A 15,405-nucleotide genomic window follows, 5' to 3' on the forward strand; every position below is an offset into this window, starting at 1 on the left:
GGAGTCGAGCCATGCTCGACTGGTGGTCGAACAGCAGCCGAGCATGGGCTCGGCTCTACAAATGTCCAATGCAGTAACGGTCAGCTTCACTGTGCTAGTTTTTCCCGCTCGACGAAGACGCCCTCTGGCGTCTTTCCGTGCCCAGGAGTAAACGATTACATGCAGGACACCGCACTCACCGCCCCCAACGCCGAGATCCGTCGTGCCGGGGTCGATCTCAATGGACTGATGACGGTGCTGGGCAAGCACCTGTATTCCACCCCGGTGGTGGCGCTGCGTGAGCTGGTACAGAACGCGCATGACTCGATCATCCGCCGCCGCATCGAGCAGCCCGGCGTTGACGTGCCTTCGCGCATTTCGGTGCAGGTTGATGCCGGTGCCGGCGTGCTGCGCATCACCGATACTGGGGCCGGCCTGACCCGCCAGGAGATCCACGATTACCTGGCCACCGTCGGCGTCGGCTACACCCGTGGCCTGCGCCAGGGCGGTGAGGACGATGAAGGGCTGATCGGCATGTTCGGCCTCGGCTTCCTGTCGGCCTTCGTGCTGGCGCGCCGGGTCAGCGTGCGCACCACCTCGTACCAGACGCCGGATCTGGGCCACCTGTACGTGTCCAGCAACGCCGAGCAGTACACCGTCAGCGAAGTGCCGGCACGCGCGGTGGGTACCGAGGTGGAGCTGGAGCTGCATCCGGACTTCCTGCCGCTGGCCAACGAAGCGCGCCTGCATGAGGTGCTGGGCCGCTACTGCGCGTTGCTGTCCGAGCCGATCTTCATCGGTGCTGCGGGCGAGGCGCTCAATCCCGAGCCGCCGCCGTGGCGCGGCCAGGGGGATGTCGCCGTGCATCCGGTGCAGGCCCGCCGGCAGGCACTGCAGTTCGCCGCGCGGTTCGAGCATGATTTCGAGCCGATCGTCACCGTGCCGTTGCGTGCCGATGGCCACAGCGATGCCACTGGCCTGCTGTGGGTGCAGGATGGCGCCACCTATGGCACCAGCGACAACCGCAACCTGTCGGTGTTCGTGCGTGGGATGCTGCTGGATGACGACGCGCGCGACCTGCTGCCGCCGTGGGCCGGTTTCATCGGCGGGGTGATCGAATCCTCGCGGTTGACGCCCACCGCCAGCCGCGAAGACCTGCAGCGCGATGACCAGTACCGCGCGGTGCAGCATGCACTTCTGGAGGCGCTGATCGACGGCCTGGCCGACGTTGCGAAGCAGCAACCGGAAGCCTGGCGGCGCGTGCTGACCCGCCACAACGAGGCCCTGCTGGGTGCGTCGCTGTGCGATGAGCGCCTGTTCGAACTGCTGATGGAGCATGTGCGGGTGCCGACTTCGCAGGGCGACCTGCCGGCCAGTGCGCTGCCGGCGCGCGGTGCCGTGCATGTCATCCTCGACAACGGCGGTGGCTTTGAAGAGATGCTGTTCCGCGCGATGGGCGTACCGGTCGCGCATGGCCATCGCTATGCGGTGGTGCCGTTCCTGCGGCGCTGGGCCCAGGCCAAGGGCCTGCGCCTGGTCGAGCTGGGTACCGAACAGGGCAACCGCGCACTGTTCCGCAGTGATGACAGCCTCGACGAGGCGCAGCTGGCGTGGCTGCGCGAACAACTGGGCGACGGCGAGCAGCTGCTGCCCGCGCGTTTCAGCCCGGAGGCGCTGCCGGTGGTGGTGGTGCCCGACCGCGAGGCCGAGCTGAAGCAGCGGCTGGAAGACGACGAGAACGACAAGCGCGTCTCGATGGCCGCGCTGCGCCTGGCGCGACAGTTCACCGCGCGCATCGAATCGCGCGCACCGTCGCGGCTGTATCTCAATCTCGACAACCCGGCGGTGCAGGCACTGCTGCGCGCCCAGCGCGAGGGCCACCCACAGGCCGAGGCCGCAGCCCGCCTGCTGCGCTCGCTGAAAGTCATCGTCGCCGCGCAGGGCCGCCCGCTGGCACGCGCGACTGCTACGCCGGGCCCGGATCTCAATGGTGCCTTCACCGATATCGCCGGTGCCCTGCAGCAGATGCTGCGCTGAGCACCGCACCTTCTCATCCAGCCTTCGCTAGACAGGAGCAATTACCCCCATGGACATCTGGAACTGGGTCGAAAAGCTGCAGGGTGACCTGCGCCAGGCCGGCCAGGCGCAGAACGCGCACCTGCTGAACCGCCTCGCCGACGAGGTCAGTGAACTGCAGATCGACCGCGTCGATGCGCTGCTGCCCGAAGCACGCGCCCTGGGCAAGGCACTGGACAACCCGTGGGTTGACGTCTATGTCGGCCACTGGGCGCTGCGCAACCGCGTCGGCAACCGCGTGGAAGGCGAGAGCGCACTCGGCGAAGCCGTAGCGCTGTTCGAGCGCGCGCACCGCGAGGACACCCTGGAATGCCCGCAGTCGATCTGCGTGACCCAGGACCTGGCCGCCTGCTACGGCAACATCGACGGCCCGGGCTGGGTGCCCGAGCGCATCGAGGTCTGCGACGAAACCCTTGGCCGCATCGATCCGAGCTGGGCCTGTTTCCAGTGCCTGAGCTGCGAGAAGGCCGATGCGCTGCTCGATGATGGCCGTGGCCAGGCGGCGCTGGATTACCTGCAGGTGCAGGCCGATGCCGTGGAAGCCTGTGGCAAGGAAGTGTTCGACAGCTTCCCGGAGATGCAGATCAAGATCCTGCTGGGCATGGGCCGTGCCGATGAGGCACTGGCGCTGATCGAAAAGCGGGAGGCCGAAGTTGCTGCGTCCGGAGAGTACGAGCCGGCCAACTGCACGGTGCCGCGCCGCCTGTCCAAGGCCTGGGCGCTGGCCCAGCTGGGCCGCGACGAAGAGGCGCTGCAGCAGCTGGTGCCGTGGAGCGAACTGACCCCGAACTACTGGCGGCTGTGGGCAAACACTGCGGCAGCGCTGTGCCAGCGGGATCCTGCGCGCAACAGCTGGGACCTGGGCACGCGCTTCAACACCATCATCGAGCACTTCGCCCGGGTTGGTTCGCATCGCCTGCTGATCGAAGTGGCGGCGCTGAGCCTGGAGCTGGCGCTGCAGCGTGGCGCGCGCTGGGTCGCACTGCGGCAGCTGGAACTGGCCCGCACCCATCTGGCGCAGCTGCGCCAGGACCGTGGTGCCGCGGCGCTGGTGGCCGGCCTGGCCGCGCGCATCGAGGCATTGCCGGACGTCGCGCCGCTGCCGGTGCCGGCCGGCGAGCTGCTGGCATGGCTGGACGCGCAGGGCGAACAGAACCAGTCGCGCGATCCCGAGCGCGAAGCGCAGTGGTTGCTGCAGGCGCATGCCGAGCTGCCCGATGACGAGGCGCTGGCCGACATGGCCGCCTCGGCACTGAATGCCTGCGGCGCGCAGGCCGAGGCGCGAGCGCTGTTGTGGCGGTTCGTACGCAGCCATGCGCAGAACGATGGTCCTGCAGCCTACACGCTGATGCGCTGGCTGGCCGAACAGGGCGACGACGACGGACTGCGCCAGCTGGCCGATCTCTATCGCGGCAGCGTGTCCGTGTTCGCGCACTGGTGCGAGGTGCAGCGTGCACGCCGCGTGTCCGACTGGCCGGCGCTGGAGCAGGCGGCCCGATCGCTTCTGGAGCTGTCTCCGGGCTCGCACGGCGCGCGCGGCACGCTGGCGCGCATGTACATGGAAACCGGCCGTTTCAGCGAGGCCCAGGCCTGTTATGCACAGCTGGTGGAGCTGCTGGACGAGCCCAATGCCGCGCATTGGGACCACATGAGCGCAGCCAGCGCCGCGCGCGACTGGGACGCCGTGCGCCGCTCGGCGGCGGCGCTTGGCATGGAATTGTCCAGCCAGGACGGCGTGGTAGAGGAGCCGTGGGGCTGGGTGATCATCCGCAGCGAAGAAAACGGCGAGCCGATGGAGTACTACGCCCGTCGCAGCGGTCCGGTGACCGCGCGCATCGTAGAGAACGCGCCGTCCAACCGCGCCCAGCAGGTGGGCGACTGGGTGGTGTTCGATGCCGCGCTGGTGCATCCGGCACCCGAGGAGGAGGAAGCACGCGAGCATTTCATCCCGACCTATGCGCAGGTGCATGTGCTGGAGCGCGGCGGCTTCGCCCGCAGCTGGATGATCGATGGCGCGCACCCGGGCGAAGAGGCCTGGAATGCCTTCGTCGAGGCGGCCGAAGCACAGGGCTGGAAGGTGTGGTCACACAGCCGGCCGGACTACACCGTCACCGACCCCGATGTGGAAGAGGGGACGCTGCCCGGCCTGCTGTTCACCGTGGCCCCGCCGCAGGACCACGCACCGCTGGCACTGCACCGCTTCCTGCAGCAGCACACCGCGACGTGGCCGCATCCGCATTGCTGGCTGCGCCTGGCTGAAGCCTGTGACCAGGATCGCCAGCCGCATCTGGACGTGATCGAGCGTTACGGGTTGTAAGCTCCAGGCTCGTGTAGAGCCGAGCCTGTGCTCGGCTCATGCGGATAATCAGCCGAGCATGGGCTCGGCTCTACAACGAATCATCATCACCAAGGAACGCGATATGCGCGGGACAAGGATGTTCGTGATCGCCGGGGTGCTGCTGGCCCCTACCGCACAGGCTGCACCCGCATGCCAGGAGCCTGCGGCTGTCGCCCGCGCTTTCTACGAGGCGACGACCGGCAACGGTGACCTGCTGGAGCCGCCGGCCGCGCTGGTCAGCCCTGCCTTCGGCAAGGCACTGCGTGGAGAGCGCTCCTGCCAGCAGCGCGAAGAGGGCATCTGCACAATCGATTCGGATCCGTGGCTGGATGCGCAGGACGGTGACATCGAAACCCCGGTGCGCTACAGCTGGAAGGAGGCTTCGGCCTCCGCCGGCCAGGTCGAGATGCGCTATTCGGTGTGGAAGAAGGCCTACCTGACCCGCCTGCCGATGGTGCGCCACGGGCAGGGGTGCTGGCAGGTTGATGACATCGTCACCAACAGTGGTCGTTCGGTGCGGAAAATCCTGGCCCAGCCGCTGCCTTGACCGCCCACGGCATCCACGCATGGTGCGGTCCAGCGGCCGGCACTACCCGGTGATGCTGGGGTGGGTGCCGACCGTTGGTCGGCACGCCTTTATCGCGAATGCCCGAACACCAGTTCGATCACGAACTGGCTGCCGAAGAAGGCCAGCAGCAGCAACAGCATCGCCGCCAGCGTCCAGTGCACCGCCTTCATGCCGCGCCAGCCGTAGCGCCGGCGGCCGATCAGCAGCACGCCGAACACGATCCACGACAGCACGCTCAGCACGGTCTTGTGCACCAGCTTCTGCGCCAGCAGGTCGTCGACGAACAGCACCCCGGTGACCAGGGTCAGGGTCAGCAGCGCGAAGCCGACGGTGATCACCCGGAACAGCAGTGATTCCAGGTCGGCCAGCGGCGGCAGTGCCCGCAGCCAAGGCCGGAACTCGCGGCGGCGCAGCGCGCGTTCCTGCAGCCACAGCATGATCGCCAGCAACGCGGCGATGCTCAGCGTGGCGTAGGCCAGCAGGGCCAGCCAGGCGTGGCTGGCCAGGCGCCAGCCCAGTACCTTGCTCGGTTCGTGGCCGTAACCGTGGTAGGCCAGCAGCAGCACGGCGGCCAGCGGGAACACCACCACGCCCAGCGCCGACATCCGCCCGCGCGCGCCGACCAGCGACGTCAGCCAGGCCATGCCCAGGCCGACCAGCGACAGTGCGGCGAAGAAGTGCATGTCCGGCCCGCCGTTGGTGCGCATCGCCACCATCACGTGGTAGCCGCCGTGCAGCAGCATGGCGGGCAGGGCCGGCCACAGCCAGATGGGGGAGCCGGTCGTCTCATCGCGGCCAAGCGCGCGCACCAGCAGGGCACTGGCAGCCAGGTAGAGCAGGACGGCGATGAGAACGATTGTCATCGTTGCAGTTTCGCATACCCCCGTGATGCTGGCGACGGCCCCGTGGCCGCAGTCCGGGGAGACAGCCGGACCCGTTATACTGTCTGCCTTATTGTCCCCCGCTTTCAGACAGGTTGCGCCGCATGTTCGAGTCCCTGACCCAGCGCCTTTCCGGCACCATCGAGCGCCTGCGTGGCCGTGGCCGCCTGACCGAGGAGAACATCCGCGAGGCGACCCGCGAAGTGCGCATCGCGCTGCTCGAGGCCGACGTTGCGCTGCCGGTGGTGCAGGCCCTGATCGAGCGCATCAAGGTGCGTGCGGTCGGCCAGGAAGTGCTGAAGTCGCTGACCCCGGGCCAGGCCCTGATCAAGGTCGTGCGCGACGAGCTGACCGCGGTGATGGGCGCCGAAGCCAGCGACCTGAACCTCAATGTTCCCGCTCCGGCCATCATCCTGATGGCAGGCCTGCAGGGTGCCGGCAAGACCACCACGGTCGGCAAGCTGGCCAAGCACCTGAAGGAAAAGCGCAAGAAGAAGGTGATGGTGGTGTCGGCCGACGTCTACCGCCCGGCCGCGATCGAGCAGCTGAAGACCCTGGCCGAGCAGGTGGGCGTGCTGTTCTTCCCGTCCAGCGCCGACCAGAAGCCGGAAGCCATCGTGCGCGCGGCCATCGACGATGCGCGCAAGTCGTTCGTCGACGTGCTGCTGGTCGATACCGCCGGCCGCCTGGCCATCGACGAAGCGATGATGGCCGAGATCAAGGCCCTGCACGCTGCGGTGAATCCGGCCGAAACGCTGTTCGTGGTCGATGCCATGACCGGCCAGGACGCGGCCAATACCGCCAAGGCCTTCGGCGATGCCCTGCCGCTGACCGGCGTGGTGCTGACCAAGACCGACGGTGACGCCCGCGGCGGCGCCGCGCTGAGCGTGCGCTACATCACCGGCAAGCCGATCAAGTTCGTCGGTGTCAGTGAAAAGCCGGAAGGCCTGGACGTGTTCCACCCGGACCGTATCGCCAGCCGCATCCTCGACATGGGCGACGTGCTGTCGCTGGTCGAGCAGGTCGAGCAGCAGGTCGACAAGGACAAGGCCGCCAAGCTGGCCGAGAAGGTCGCCAAGGGCAAGAAATTCGACTTGAACGACATGCGTGACCAGCTGGAGCAGATGCAGAACATGGGCGGCATCGGCGGCCTGATGGACAAGCTGCCGGGCCTGGGCAACATCCCCGACCATCTGAAGCAGCAGGTCAGCCAGGGCAAGGAAGTGCCGCGCATGATCGCCATCATCGGCTCGATGACCAAGAAGGAACGGCGCAATCCGAACCTGCTCAACGGCTCGCGCCGCGCGCGCATCGCCAAGGGCTCGGGCGTGACGCCGGCCGACGTCAACAAGCTGATGAAGCAGTACATGCAGATGGAAAAGATGATGAGCAAGATGGCCGGCGGTGGCATGAAGGGCATGTTGCGCAGTATGAAGGGCATGATGGGCGCCATGGGCGGCCGCGGCATGCCGTTCCGTTGATGACGGCCCCCTCCGCAATCTGATGTAGCGCCCGGGCCCACGCTCGGGCGGCGGCGCACAAGCGCCGCAGCAGGCCGTCGGGCAGCAGGCTCGACTCTTCCCCTGTCCTGCGCGCACCATGGGGGCCTGTCCGAAACGATGGGCCGTCATGCAGAGTTCCGCTGTAGCTTCCCGCGCCGAGGCGTTCTGCCGGCGCTTTGGCGTTTCCGTTCCGATCCTGCTGGCACCGATGGCCGGTGCCTGCCCGGTACCGTTGTCGGCTGCGCTGGCCAACGCCGGCAGCATGGGCGCAATGGGCGCGGTGTTGTCCTCTTCGGCCGATATCGGTCGCTGGATGGATGACTTCCGCGCAGCCTCCAGCGGTCCGGCGCAGGTGAACCTGTGGATGCCGGACCCTGTACCTGCCCGTGACGTTGCCGCCGAGGCCGCCAGCCGCGCCTTCCTCGCGCAATGGGGCCCGGAGGTGCCCGCCAGTGCCGCCGACGCCACGCCGGCCGACTTCGAAGAACAGTTCGCCGCACTGCTGGCGGCGCGTCCTGCGGTGGCCTCGACCATCATGGGCGTGCTGTTGCCGCGCCACGTGCAGCAGTTGAAGGACGCCGGCATCGCCTGGATCGCCTGTGCCACCACCTTGTCCGAAGCGCGCGCGGCACAGGACGCCGGCGCCGACGCGGTGGTGGCGCAGGGCGCGGAGGCCGGCGGCCATCGTGGTTCCTTTGATCCGGCGATGGCCGAGCGCCAGCTGGTGGGACTGTTTGCGCTGCTGCCGCGCCTGGCTGATCAGCTGCAGATTCCGGTGATTGCCGCCGGCGGCATCGCCGATGGCCGTGGCATCGCTGCCGCACTCACCTTGGGCGCCAGTGCGGTGCAGATCGGCACCGCCTTCCTGCGCACGCCGGAAGCGGCGATTGCTTCGGCGTGGGCCGATGGGCTGGCCGCCAGCGAACCGGAAGACACCTGGCCGACCCGCGCCTTCAGTGGTCGCCTGGGCCGTGGCCTGGCGACGCCCTATGTGCGCGCCGCTGCCGCAGAAGGCGCCCCCGCGCCGCGTCCATACCCGGTGCAGCGCGGCCTGACCGCCCCGATGCGCAGGCAGGCGGCACAGGAGAATCGTCTGGCGGCGATGCAGGCCTGGGCCGGGCAGTCGGCGTGGATGGCGCCGGCGCAGCCGGCCGCCGACGTGCTGCGCGGCATGTGGGAACAGGCGCAGGCACTGCTGCCATGATGGTGAGCTGCAACGGCCGGGCGGCGCAGGTGGAGGATCTCCTGCCGGCGCTGGTGAATTACGGCCACTTCACCTCGCTGCAGGTGCGTGGTGGTGCAGTGCAGGGGCTGGACCTGCATCTGGCGCGGCTGTCACAGGCTACGCGCGAACTGTTCGGCAGCGAACTGGACACGGTGCAGGTACAGGCATGGATGGCGCAGGCATTGCAGCAGTCAGGGCAGGCCGATGCCTCGCTGCGGGTGACGGTGTACTCGCGCCGCTTCGATTTCCGCAATCCGCTGGCGGCGGTGCCGGTGGACGTGCTGGTGGCGGTGTCAGCGCCGGTGACGCTGACCGTCGCCAAGCGCGTGCGCAGCGTGGCCTGGCAGCGTGAACTGCCGCAGATCAAGCACGTCGGCACGTTTGGTTTGTTCGCCGAACGCCGCGCGGCGCTGGCGGCCGGATTCGACGATGCGCTGTTCGTGACCGCCGATGGCGAAGTGAGTGAAGGCAGTACCTGGAACCTGGCCGTGCACGATGGTGAACGGCTGCTCTGGCCGCAGGCGCCGGCCCTGCGCGGTACGGCTGAGGCGCTGCTGAAGCAGCATTGGCCGGGACCTCAGGTCACTCAGCCGCTGCCGCTGGCCGATCTGGCCGGCGTGAAGGCGGCTTTTGCCTGCAACGCCAGCGGCCTGTGGGCGCTGGAGGCCATTGACGGGCATGTCCTGCCCGGCTCGCAGGCGCTGGCTGAACAGGGCAGGGTGGTGCTGGCGGCGGTGGCCTGGCAGCCGCTCTCCTGAACGAGGCGCGCGGGCTGCCGGTCGCCAAGCATGGCCGCACGCTACCTTGAAGCGTTGCAGCTGGTAGCGCCGGGCCATGCCCGGCGGATGCCGCCGCAGCGAACAACGCACCGGGGTACCAATCAGATATGAGTACGGTCACCGAGCAGCATCGCGCGGTAGCGATGCACGCAATCAAGATCATGGGCGGTGAGGGGCGGCCCAAGGTCCAGGCCTTTCACGATGATCATCGCCTGCGTTCGGTCGATATCCTTACGACGTCCAACTCGCCTGAAGCAGGGCTGAAGTCCATCTCGTCCATCGGACTATCGGATTTTGCTTTACGTCATTCAGAGGGGCACGAGCTGGAAACCCGCGTCGAGCTGTGCGCGTGTGCGGAAGATGACACGCAGCACTGGGACAACGTGGTCGCCTCGACCGCCTTTGCAATCATGCGTGATCGTGCGGCGGTGTGGCCGGGTTGCGTGATTCCCGACATCCTGCAGGACTACTTCCCATCGACCCGGATGCCGCACGTCTATCTGGTGCTGCCCTTCTCCTGGAATGACGCAAGTTTTCCAGGGTTGGAGGTTCCGCCCGTGGCGATCAATTGGCTGCAGTGCATCGCCATCCACGAATCCGAGCGGCAACTTGTCGAGCGGATTGGCGGCGATGCATTTGACGACCTGCTGCAGCGGCACGAGGTAGATGTGCTGGACATGCATCGGGCGCCTGTCGCTGGAGCACGTTGACGTTATCGCCATGGGGACGTCGGCGGGGTAATTCAGAAGTCGATCACATTGCTGAACAAAAGCCGCCGGGCATGGCCCGGCGCTACCGTGAGGGCGCGGCGTCATATGGGGTTGGCTAGGCCGGGCTCTGCCGCTATAATCGCCCGCTTACCTCGCCATCCTGGCGACTGGGCAATAGGAAAAACACCATGGTCAAGATCCGACTGACCCGCGGCGGCGCCAAGAAGCGTCCGTTCTACCACATCATCGTCACCGACGTGCGCAGCGCGCGCGACGGCCGCAACATCGAGCGCGTTGGCTTCTACAACCCGGTCGCCCAGGGCGCCGAGAAGCGCATCGAGCTGGACCTGGCCCGCGTTGACCATTGGGTCAAGAACGGCGCCCAGCCGACCGACAAGGTCCGCAACCTGATCAAGGAAGCGACCAAGTCCCAGGCCGCTGCGGCCTGATCCTGACGGGCCACGCTTCGGCGTGGCCCTCTTGGTTGAAGCAGATGAAAGATATCGAGCGCCGCATCCTGCTGGGCAGGGTTGTCGGCGCTTTTGGTGTGCGCGGCGAAATCAAGCTCGAGTCCTGGACCGAGCCTCGTTCCGCCATTTTCCGTTACCAGCCGTGGATCGTGCGCAGCCCGTCCGGCGTGGAAACCACGGTTGAGGGTGTACGCGGCCGCGACAGCGGCAAGCACCTGGTGGCCCGTTTTCCCGGGGTCGAGGATCGCGATGTGGTCGAAGCGATGCGCGGCACCGAGATCTACGTGGCCCGCAGTGCCTTGCCGCCGCCGAAGCCCGATGAATATTACTGGGTGGACCTGGAAGGCTTGGATGTGAAGACCACCGAGGGCGTCGCCCTGGGCCAGGTCTCGCACCTGTTCAGCACCGGCGCCAATGACGTGGTGGTGGTCCGGGGTGACCGCGAGCGGATGATTCCGTTCGTGCAGCCGGACTTCGTCAAATCGGTCGATTTCGAGGCCAACCTGATCGTGGTCGACTGGGACCCCGAGTTCTGAGTGCGAGCATGCGTTTCGACGTCATCACCCTGTTTCCCGAGTTCCTCGCCCAGTCCGCTGGACTGGGCGTGGTCGGGCGCGCGCAGGAGAAGGGACTGTTCAGCCTGCATGGCTGGAACCCCCGTGATTACGCCGAAGGCAACTACCGCCGGGTGGACGACCGTCCGTTCGGTGGTGGCCCGGGCATGGTGATGCTGATCGAGCCGCTGCAGGCCTGCCTGCAGGCGATCCGAGAGGCCGATCCAACCCCTGCGCGGGTGATCTACCTCAGTCCGCAGGGCGCGCCGTTGACCCAGGCCAAGGTGCGGGAACTGGCGGCGCTGCCGCGCATGGTCCTGCTCTGTGGCCGCTACGAGGGCATCGACGAGCGTTTCCTGGAGGCCAATGTCGACGAGGAAATCTCCCTCGGCGACTACGTGCTGTCCGGGGGCGAGCTGGGCGCGGCGGTGATCATCGACGCCGTGGCCCGCCTGCAGGACGGTGCCCTGAACGATGCGGAGTCGGCGGCGCAGGACAGCTTCGAGGGCGACCTCGGTCTGCTCGACTGCCCGCATTACAGCCAGCCGGCCCAGCACCCGCTGGGGGACGTGCCGGAGGTGCTGCGCTCGGGCAACCACGCGGCCATCGCCGCCTGGCGCCGCCAGCAGTCGCTGCTCCGGACCGCCCAGCGGCGCCCGGACCTGCTGGATGAACAGGCACTGGGCAAGGCCGACCGCAAACTGCTGGAGCAGGGCCGCCAGGCCCGGAACCAGAAGGCCAGCCCCTAGCGCAGGGCTGGCTTTATCGGCTATCATGGCCAATTCCCGCCAGCCCCGGTTGGCGCGCGCAGTACCCAAAACAAACGTGCAGCACAGTCCGGTGACTGCATGAGCCCACGTTGTCGATACGACACGCCCACCCGAACAAGAATCGGTGTAACCCATGAGCAAGCTGAACAAGTCCATCGTCGCGGAATTCGAATCCGCCCAGATCACCCGTGAACTGCCGAAGTTCAGCCAGGGCGACACCGTTGTCGTCAACGTGAAGGTGAAGGAAGGCAGCCGCGAGCGCGTGCAGGCCTACGAAGGCGTCGTCATCGCCACCAAGAATGCCGGCCTGAACTCCTCGTTCACCGTCCGCAAGATCTCGCACGGCTACGGCGTCGAGCGCGTTTTCCAGACCCACAGCGCCATCATCGACTCGGTCGAAGTGAAGCGTCGTGGTAAGGTCCGCGCCGGCAAGCTGTACTACCTGCGTGGCCTGGAAGGCAAGGCTGCCCGCATCAAGGAAGACCTGGCTGCCGCTGCTGCCGCCAAGGCTGCCCGTCTGGCCGACAAGGCCTGATAAACAACTTCGGTTGTTGCCGTGACGGCCACCTTCGGGTGGCCGTTTGCGTTTCCGGCATCGCATCGGCCACGATCAGCTGATGAACGATATCAACCCGCGCTATCCCGCCGTGATCCAGTCGGCGCTGCGCTTTCTCGACGGCAAGGGGCTGGCGCGCGTGCAGTCGGCGCCGTTGCTGCACCGCCTGCTGTGGCGCGCGGGCATCGCGCTGCCACCACCGATCCTGGCTGGTTTTGGTACCAATGCGCTGGTGCAGGGCCTGCTGTTCGGGCTGTTCTGGACCGCGCTGATGTGGCTGATGCTGTGGCAGGGCAGCGAGCGCCCGCTGGCGCTGTTGCTGGTAGCCGGTCTGTTGGCTGGCGCGCTGTTCGGCATCGTGATGGCAGCGCTGATGCGCTCGCTGCGACGCCACCGCAAGCTGCCGGACTGGCGCCGGTTCCGCGCACGGCAGGCGGACTGAGCCGATGGCGCACTGCGCCGTGACCACACGGCGGGCCTGCGCTAGGCTGCAGCTTCATCCCGATGGACGTATCGTGCGATGCCTGCCAAGCGAACCGCACCTTCCACTGCGCCCACGCTGCTGTCCGGTGGCAACCCGCAGATCGCCAAGGGCGAGGGCGATGCGCCGGTGCAGGCATACATCGCCGCCATGCCGGACTGGAAACGTCCGATCGGCGCGCGACTGGATGCATTGATCGAGCAGGCCGTACCTGGCGTGCACAAGGCGGTGAAGTGGAACTCGCCGATGTATGCGGTTGCGCCGGGCGAAGGGTGGTTTCTCAGCTTCCATTGCTTCGCCCGCTACATCAAGGTGGCGTTCTTCCGCGGCACGGCACTGGTGCCAGTGCCGCCTGAGCCGTCCAGGAGCGCCGATACGCGTTACCTGCACATCCCGCAGGACGGCCTGCGGGATGAGGCGCAGTTCCTCGACTGGGTGCGCCAGGCCGCCGCGTTGCCCGGCGAGCGCATGTAACCCCGACGTTTCGATTCCCTTCCCGACGAGAGCCGCTGATGGTCACGCATGCACCGAACCCTGCCGATGCCGGAACACCGGCGGCTGAACTGATCGACGCGCGCATCGCCGAACTGGGTGACTGGCGCGGCGAAACGCTGGCACGCGTGCGCGCCTTGATCCATGAAGCCCTGCCCGACGTGCAGGAAACCTGGAAGTGGCGCGGCACGCCGGTGTGGGAGCAGGACGGCATCCTGTGCACCGGCGAGACCTACAGGCAGGCGGTGAAACTGACCTTCGCCCACGGCGCGGCGCTGCCGGACCCGAAGGGCCTGTTCAATGCCAGCCTGGACGGCAACACCCGGCGCGCGATCGATATCCATCAAGGCGCGATGCCGGATGCCGCTGCGTTCAAGGCGCTGCTGCGCGCGGCGGCGACGTTCAACGCGGCGAAGAAGAAGCGCTGACCGTCTTCTGTAGAGCCGAGCCCATGCTCGGCTGACAGGCCTGTGCGGACCAACGGTCCGCACTCACCTCAACGTGGCGGCGCTGGCTCCAGTGCGGCATCCGGGTCGGCCACCGGCGACGGTGGGCAGGCCGGAATCTCCGAGGGCGTGGCCAGTTCTTCGGCGTGCGAAGGCTTGCCCATCATCTTCGCCTTGCGCCAGCCACCCCAGCGGTAATACGCCAGCGACAGCAGCATCGACACCAGCGAGCTGACCGGGAAGCTCCACCAGATCGCATCGGCGCCCCAGTACGGCTGCAGCAGCTCGGCGAACGGCACGCGCACACCCCACAGCGAACCGGCCAGGATCAGCAGCGGCGGAATCACCGCGCCGGTGGAGCGCACCACGCCGGAGATCACGAAGCTGACGCCGAAGAACAGGAACGAGCCGATCACCACGTGGTTGAGGTGGCGGGCGATGTCCAGCGCCTGGCTGGCCGGTGGCAGGAACAGCGCCAGCAGCTGGCGATCGAACACCACCAGCGGCAGGATCAACGCGCCGGTCAGCAGGAAGTTGAACAGCACGCCCTGGCGCGCGGTGCCGCGCACGCGGTCCCAGCGCTGCGCACCGACGTTCTGCGCGGCCATCGACGAGCACGCGGCGCCGATCGCCATCGCTGGCATCTGCAGGTAGTTCCACAGTTGCAGGGCAGCACCGTAGCCCGCGCCGGTGTCGGTCCCGTACTGGTTGACCATGGTCATCAGCAGGATCACCGACAGCGAGATCAGCACCATCTGCAGGCCCATCGGCACGCCCTTGACCACCAGCGCCTTGAGGATGGTCATGTCGAGCCTGAACAGGCGCATGTCGGCGCGGCCCAGCCACAGGGTGTGGCGCTTGTGCCGCATGTACAGCAGCAGGCCGGCCAGCGACAGCGTCTGTGCGACCAGCGTGGCCCAGGCCGAGCCGGCGATACCCAGCGCGGGGAACGGCCCCATGCCGAAGATCAGCACCGGGTTCAGCACGATGTCCAGTGCCACCGACACCATCAGGAAGCGGAACGGCGTACGCGAGTCACCGGCACCGCGCAGCGCGGCGGTGAGGAAGGCGAACGCGTACAGCGTCGGCATCGCCAGGAAGATGATCTGCAGGTAGGCCTCGGCCAATGGCAGCGAAGCGGCCGGCGTGCCCATCGCCGCCAGCAGCGGATGGGCCATGAACCAGCCGGCGAGGGCGATGATCACCGACAGGCCGATGAAGAAGGTGGCGCTGGTGCCGACCACGCGCCGCGCCTGCGCGATGTCGCGCGCGCCGATCGCCTGGCCGATCAGGATGGTGGAGGCCATGCCGAAACCGAACACCGAGCCGATCAGGAAGAACATGATGTTGTTGGCGTTCGCGGTGGCGGTCAGTGCCGCCTCGCCGAGGAAGCGCCCGACCCAGACCGCGTTCACCGAGCCGTTCAGCGACTGCGCGATGTTGCCCGCCAGGATCGGCAGGGAGAACAACAGGAGATTGCGCCCGATCGGGCCGGAGGTCAGGTCAAGCGGCGCTTTGGCCATGGAGTGGTGATCGAATCCCGGGAGGCGCACACTAGCACCAAGCCGGTTCGCGGGA

General features: G+C 67.5%; 16 protein-coding genes. 14 read left to right on the plus strand and 2 right to left on the minus strand.

Translation table 11 applies throughout. The annotated features are described in order from the left end of the window. Positions 1 to 159: 159 nt before the first annotated feature. From AB839_RS09405 to AB839_RS09415, 3 genes are all read left to right on the plus strand, one after another. Positions 160 to 2,016, plus strand: coding sequence for an ATP-binding protein (locus AB839_RS09405; protein WP_061479146.1), 1,857 nt, complete (start codon positions 160 to 162; stop codon positions 2,014 to 2,016). Between the two features lie 49 nt (positions 2,017 to 2,065). Next, the gene (locus AB839_RS09410; RefSeq protein WP_061479147.1) at positions 2,066 to 4,372 is read left to right on the plus strand and encodes a tetratricopeptide repeat protein; all 2,307 of its coding nucleotides are present in this window, start codon (positions 2,066 to 2,068) and stop codon (positions 4,370 to 4,372) included. Positions 4,373 to 4,475: 103 nt separating this feature from the next. Then, positions 4,476 to 4,940, plus strand: a complete 465-nt coding sequence (locus AB839_RS09415; protein WP_061479148.1) for a hypothetical protein — start codon at positions 4,476 to 4,478, stop codon at positions 4,938 to 4,940. An 89-nt stretch (positions 4,941 to 5,029) separates the two neighbouring features. Here the strand turns inward: AB839_RS09415 and ccsA are convergent, their stop codons facing one another. Further along, positions 5,030 to 5,824, minus strand: coding sequence for a cytochrome c biogenesis protein CcsA (gene ccsA, locus AB839_RS09420; RefSeq protein WP_005415730.1), 795 nt, complete (start codon positions 5,822 to 5,824; stop codon positions 5,030 to 5,032). Between the two features lie 122 nt (positions 5,825 to 5,946). Here ccsA and ffh point away from each other — a divergent pair, with 122 nt between their 5' ends. The 11 genes from ffh (at position 5,947) to AB839_RS09475 (ending at position 13,809) form a co-directional block, all read left to right on the plus strand. Beyond that, positions 5,947 to 7,323, plus strand: a complete 1,377-nt coding sequence (gene ffh, locus AB839_RS09425) for a signal recognition particle protein (RefSeq protein ID WP_014036403.1) — start codon at positions 5,947 to 5,949, stop codon at positions 7,321 to 7,323. 148 nt (positions 7,324 to 7,471) lie between these two features. Next, positions 7,472 to 8,548, plus strand: a complete 1,077-nt coding sequence (locus AB839_RS09430; protein WP_061479149.1) for a nitronate monooxygenase — start codon at positions 7,472 to 7,474, stop codon at positions 8,546 to 8,548. Continuing rightward, positions 8,545 to 9,327: an aminotransferase class IV family protein gene (locus AB839_RS09435; protein ID WP_061479150.1), complete on the plus strand. Its 783-nt coding sequence runs from the start codon at positions 8,545 to 8,547 to the stop codon at positions 9,325 to 9,327. The genes AB839_RS09430 and AB839_RS09435 overlap by 4 nt, the downstream gene beginning before the upstream one ends. Positions 9,328 to 9,455: 128 nt before the next feature. Then, a complete protein-coding gene (locus AB839_RS09440; RefSeq protein WP_061479151.1) occupies positions 9,456 to 10,058 on the plus strand; it encodes a suppressor of fused domain protein in 603 nt (200 codons plus the stop codon). 188 nt (positions 10,059 to 10,246) lie between these two features. Beyond that, a complete protein-coding gene (gene rpsP, locus AB839_RS09445) occupies positions 10,247 to 10,507 on the plus strand; it encodes a 30S ribosomal protein S16 (RefSeq protein ID WP_005415733.1) in 261 nt (86 codons plus the stop codon). A 44-nt stretch (positions 10,508 to 10,551) separates the two neighbouring features. Beyond that, the gene (gene rimM, locus AB839_RS09450) at positions 10,552 to 11,064 is read left to right on the plus strand and encodes a ribosome maturation factor RimM (RefSeq protein ID WP_005415734.1); all 513 of its coding nucleotides are present in this window, start codon (positions 10,552 to 10,554) and stop codon (positions 11,062 to 11,064) included. Positions 11,065 to 11,072: 8 nt separating this feature from the next. Further along, entirely contained in the window at positions 11,073 to 11,831 is a 759-nt protein-coding gene (gene trmD, locus AB839_RS09455; protein WP_005415735.1) for a tRNA (guanosine(37)-N1)-methyltransferase TrmD, read from the plus strand. 154 nt (positions 11,832 to 11,985) lie between these two features. Then, positions 11,986 to 12,387, plus strand: coding sequence for a 50S ribosomal protein L19 (gene rplS, locus AB839_RS09460; RefSeq protein WP_005415736.1), 402 nt, complete (start codon positions 11,986 to 11,988; stop codon positions 12,385 to 12,387). 82 nt (positions 12,388 to 12,469) lie between these two features. Continuing rightward, positions 12,470 to 12,850, plus strand: coding sequence for a DUF6404 family protein (locus tag AB839_RS09465; RefSeq protein WP_049417408.1), 381 nt, complete (start codon positions 12,470 to 12,472; stop codon positions 12,848 to 12,850). A 78-nt stretch (positions 12,851 to 12,928) separates the two neighbouring features. Next, positions 12,929 to 13,363, plus strand: a complete 435-nt coding sequence (locus tag AB839_RS09470; RefSeq protein ID WP_049417349.1) for a DUF1801 domain-containing protein — start codon at positions 12,929 to 12,931, stop codon at positions 13,361 to 13,363. A 38-nt stretch (positions 13,364 to 13,401) separates the two neighbouring features. Beyond that, positions 13,402 to 13,809: a DUF1801 domain-containing protein gene (locus AB839_RS09475; RefSeq protein ID WP_061479152.1), complete on the plus strand. Its 408-nt coding sequence runs from the start codon at positions 13,402 to 13,404 to the stop codon at positions 13,807 to 13,809. 68 nt (positions 13,810 to 13,877) lie between these two features. On the opposite strand, the gene AB839_RS09480 is transcribed toward AB839_RS09475, so the two are convergent. Beyond that, entirely contained in the window at positions 13,878 to 15,350 is a 1,473-nt protein-coding gene (locus tag AB839_RS09480; protein WP_061479153.1) for an MATE family efflux transporter, read from the minus strand. Positions 15,351 to 15,405: the final 55 nt, after the last annotated feature.

This window comes from Stenotrophomonas sp. DDT-1 (assembly GCF_001580555.1).
GTDB classification, from domain to species: domain Bacteria; phylum Pseudomonadota; class Gammaproteobacteria; order Xanthomonadales; family Xanthomonadaceae; genus Stenotrophomonas; species Stenotrophomonas sepilia.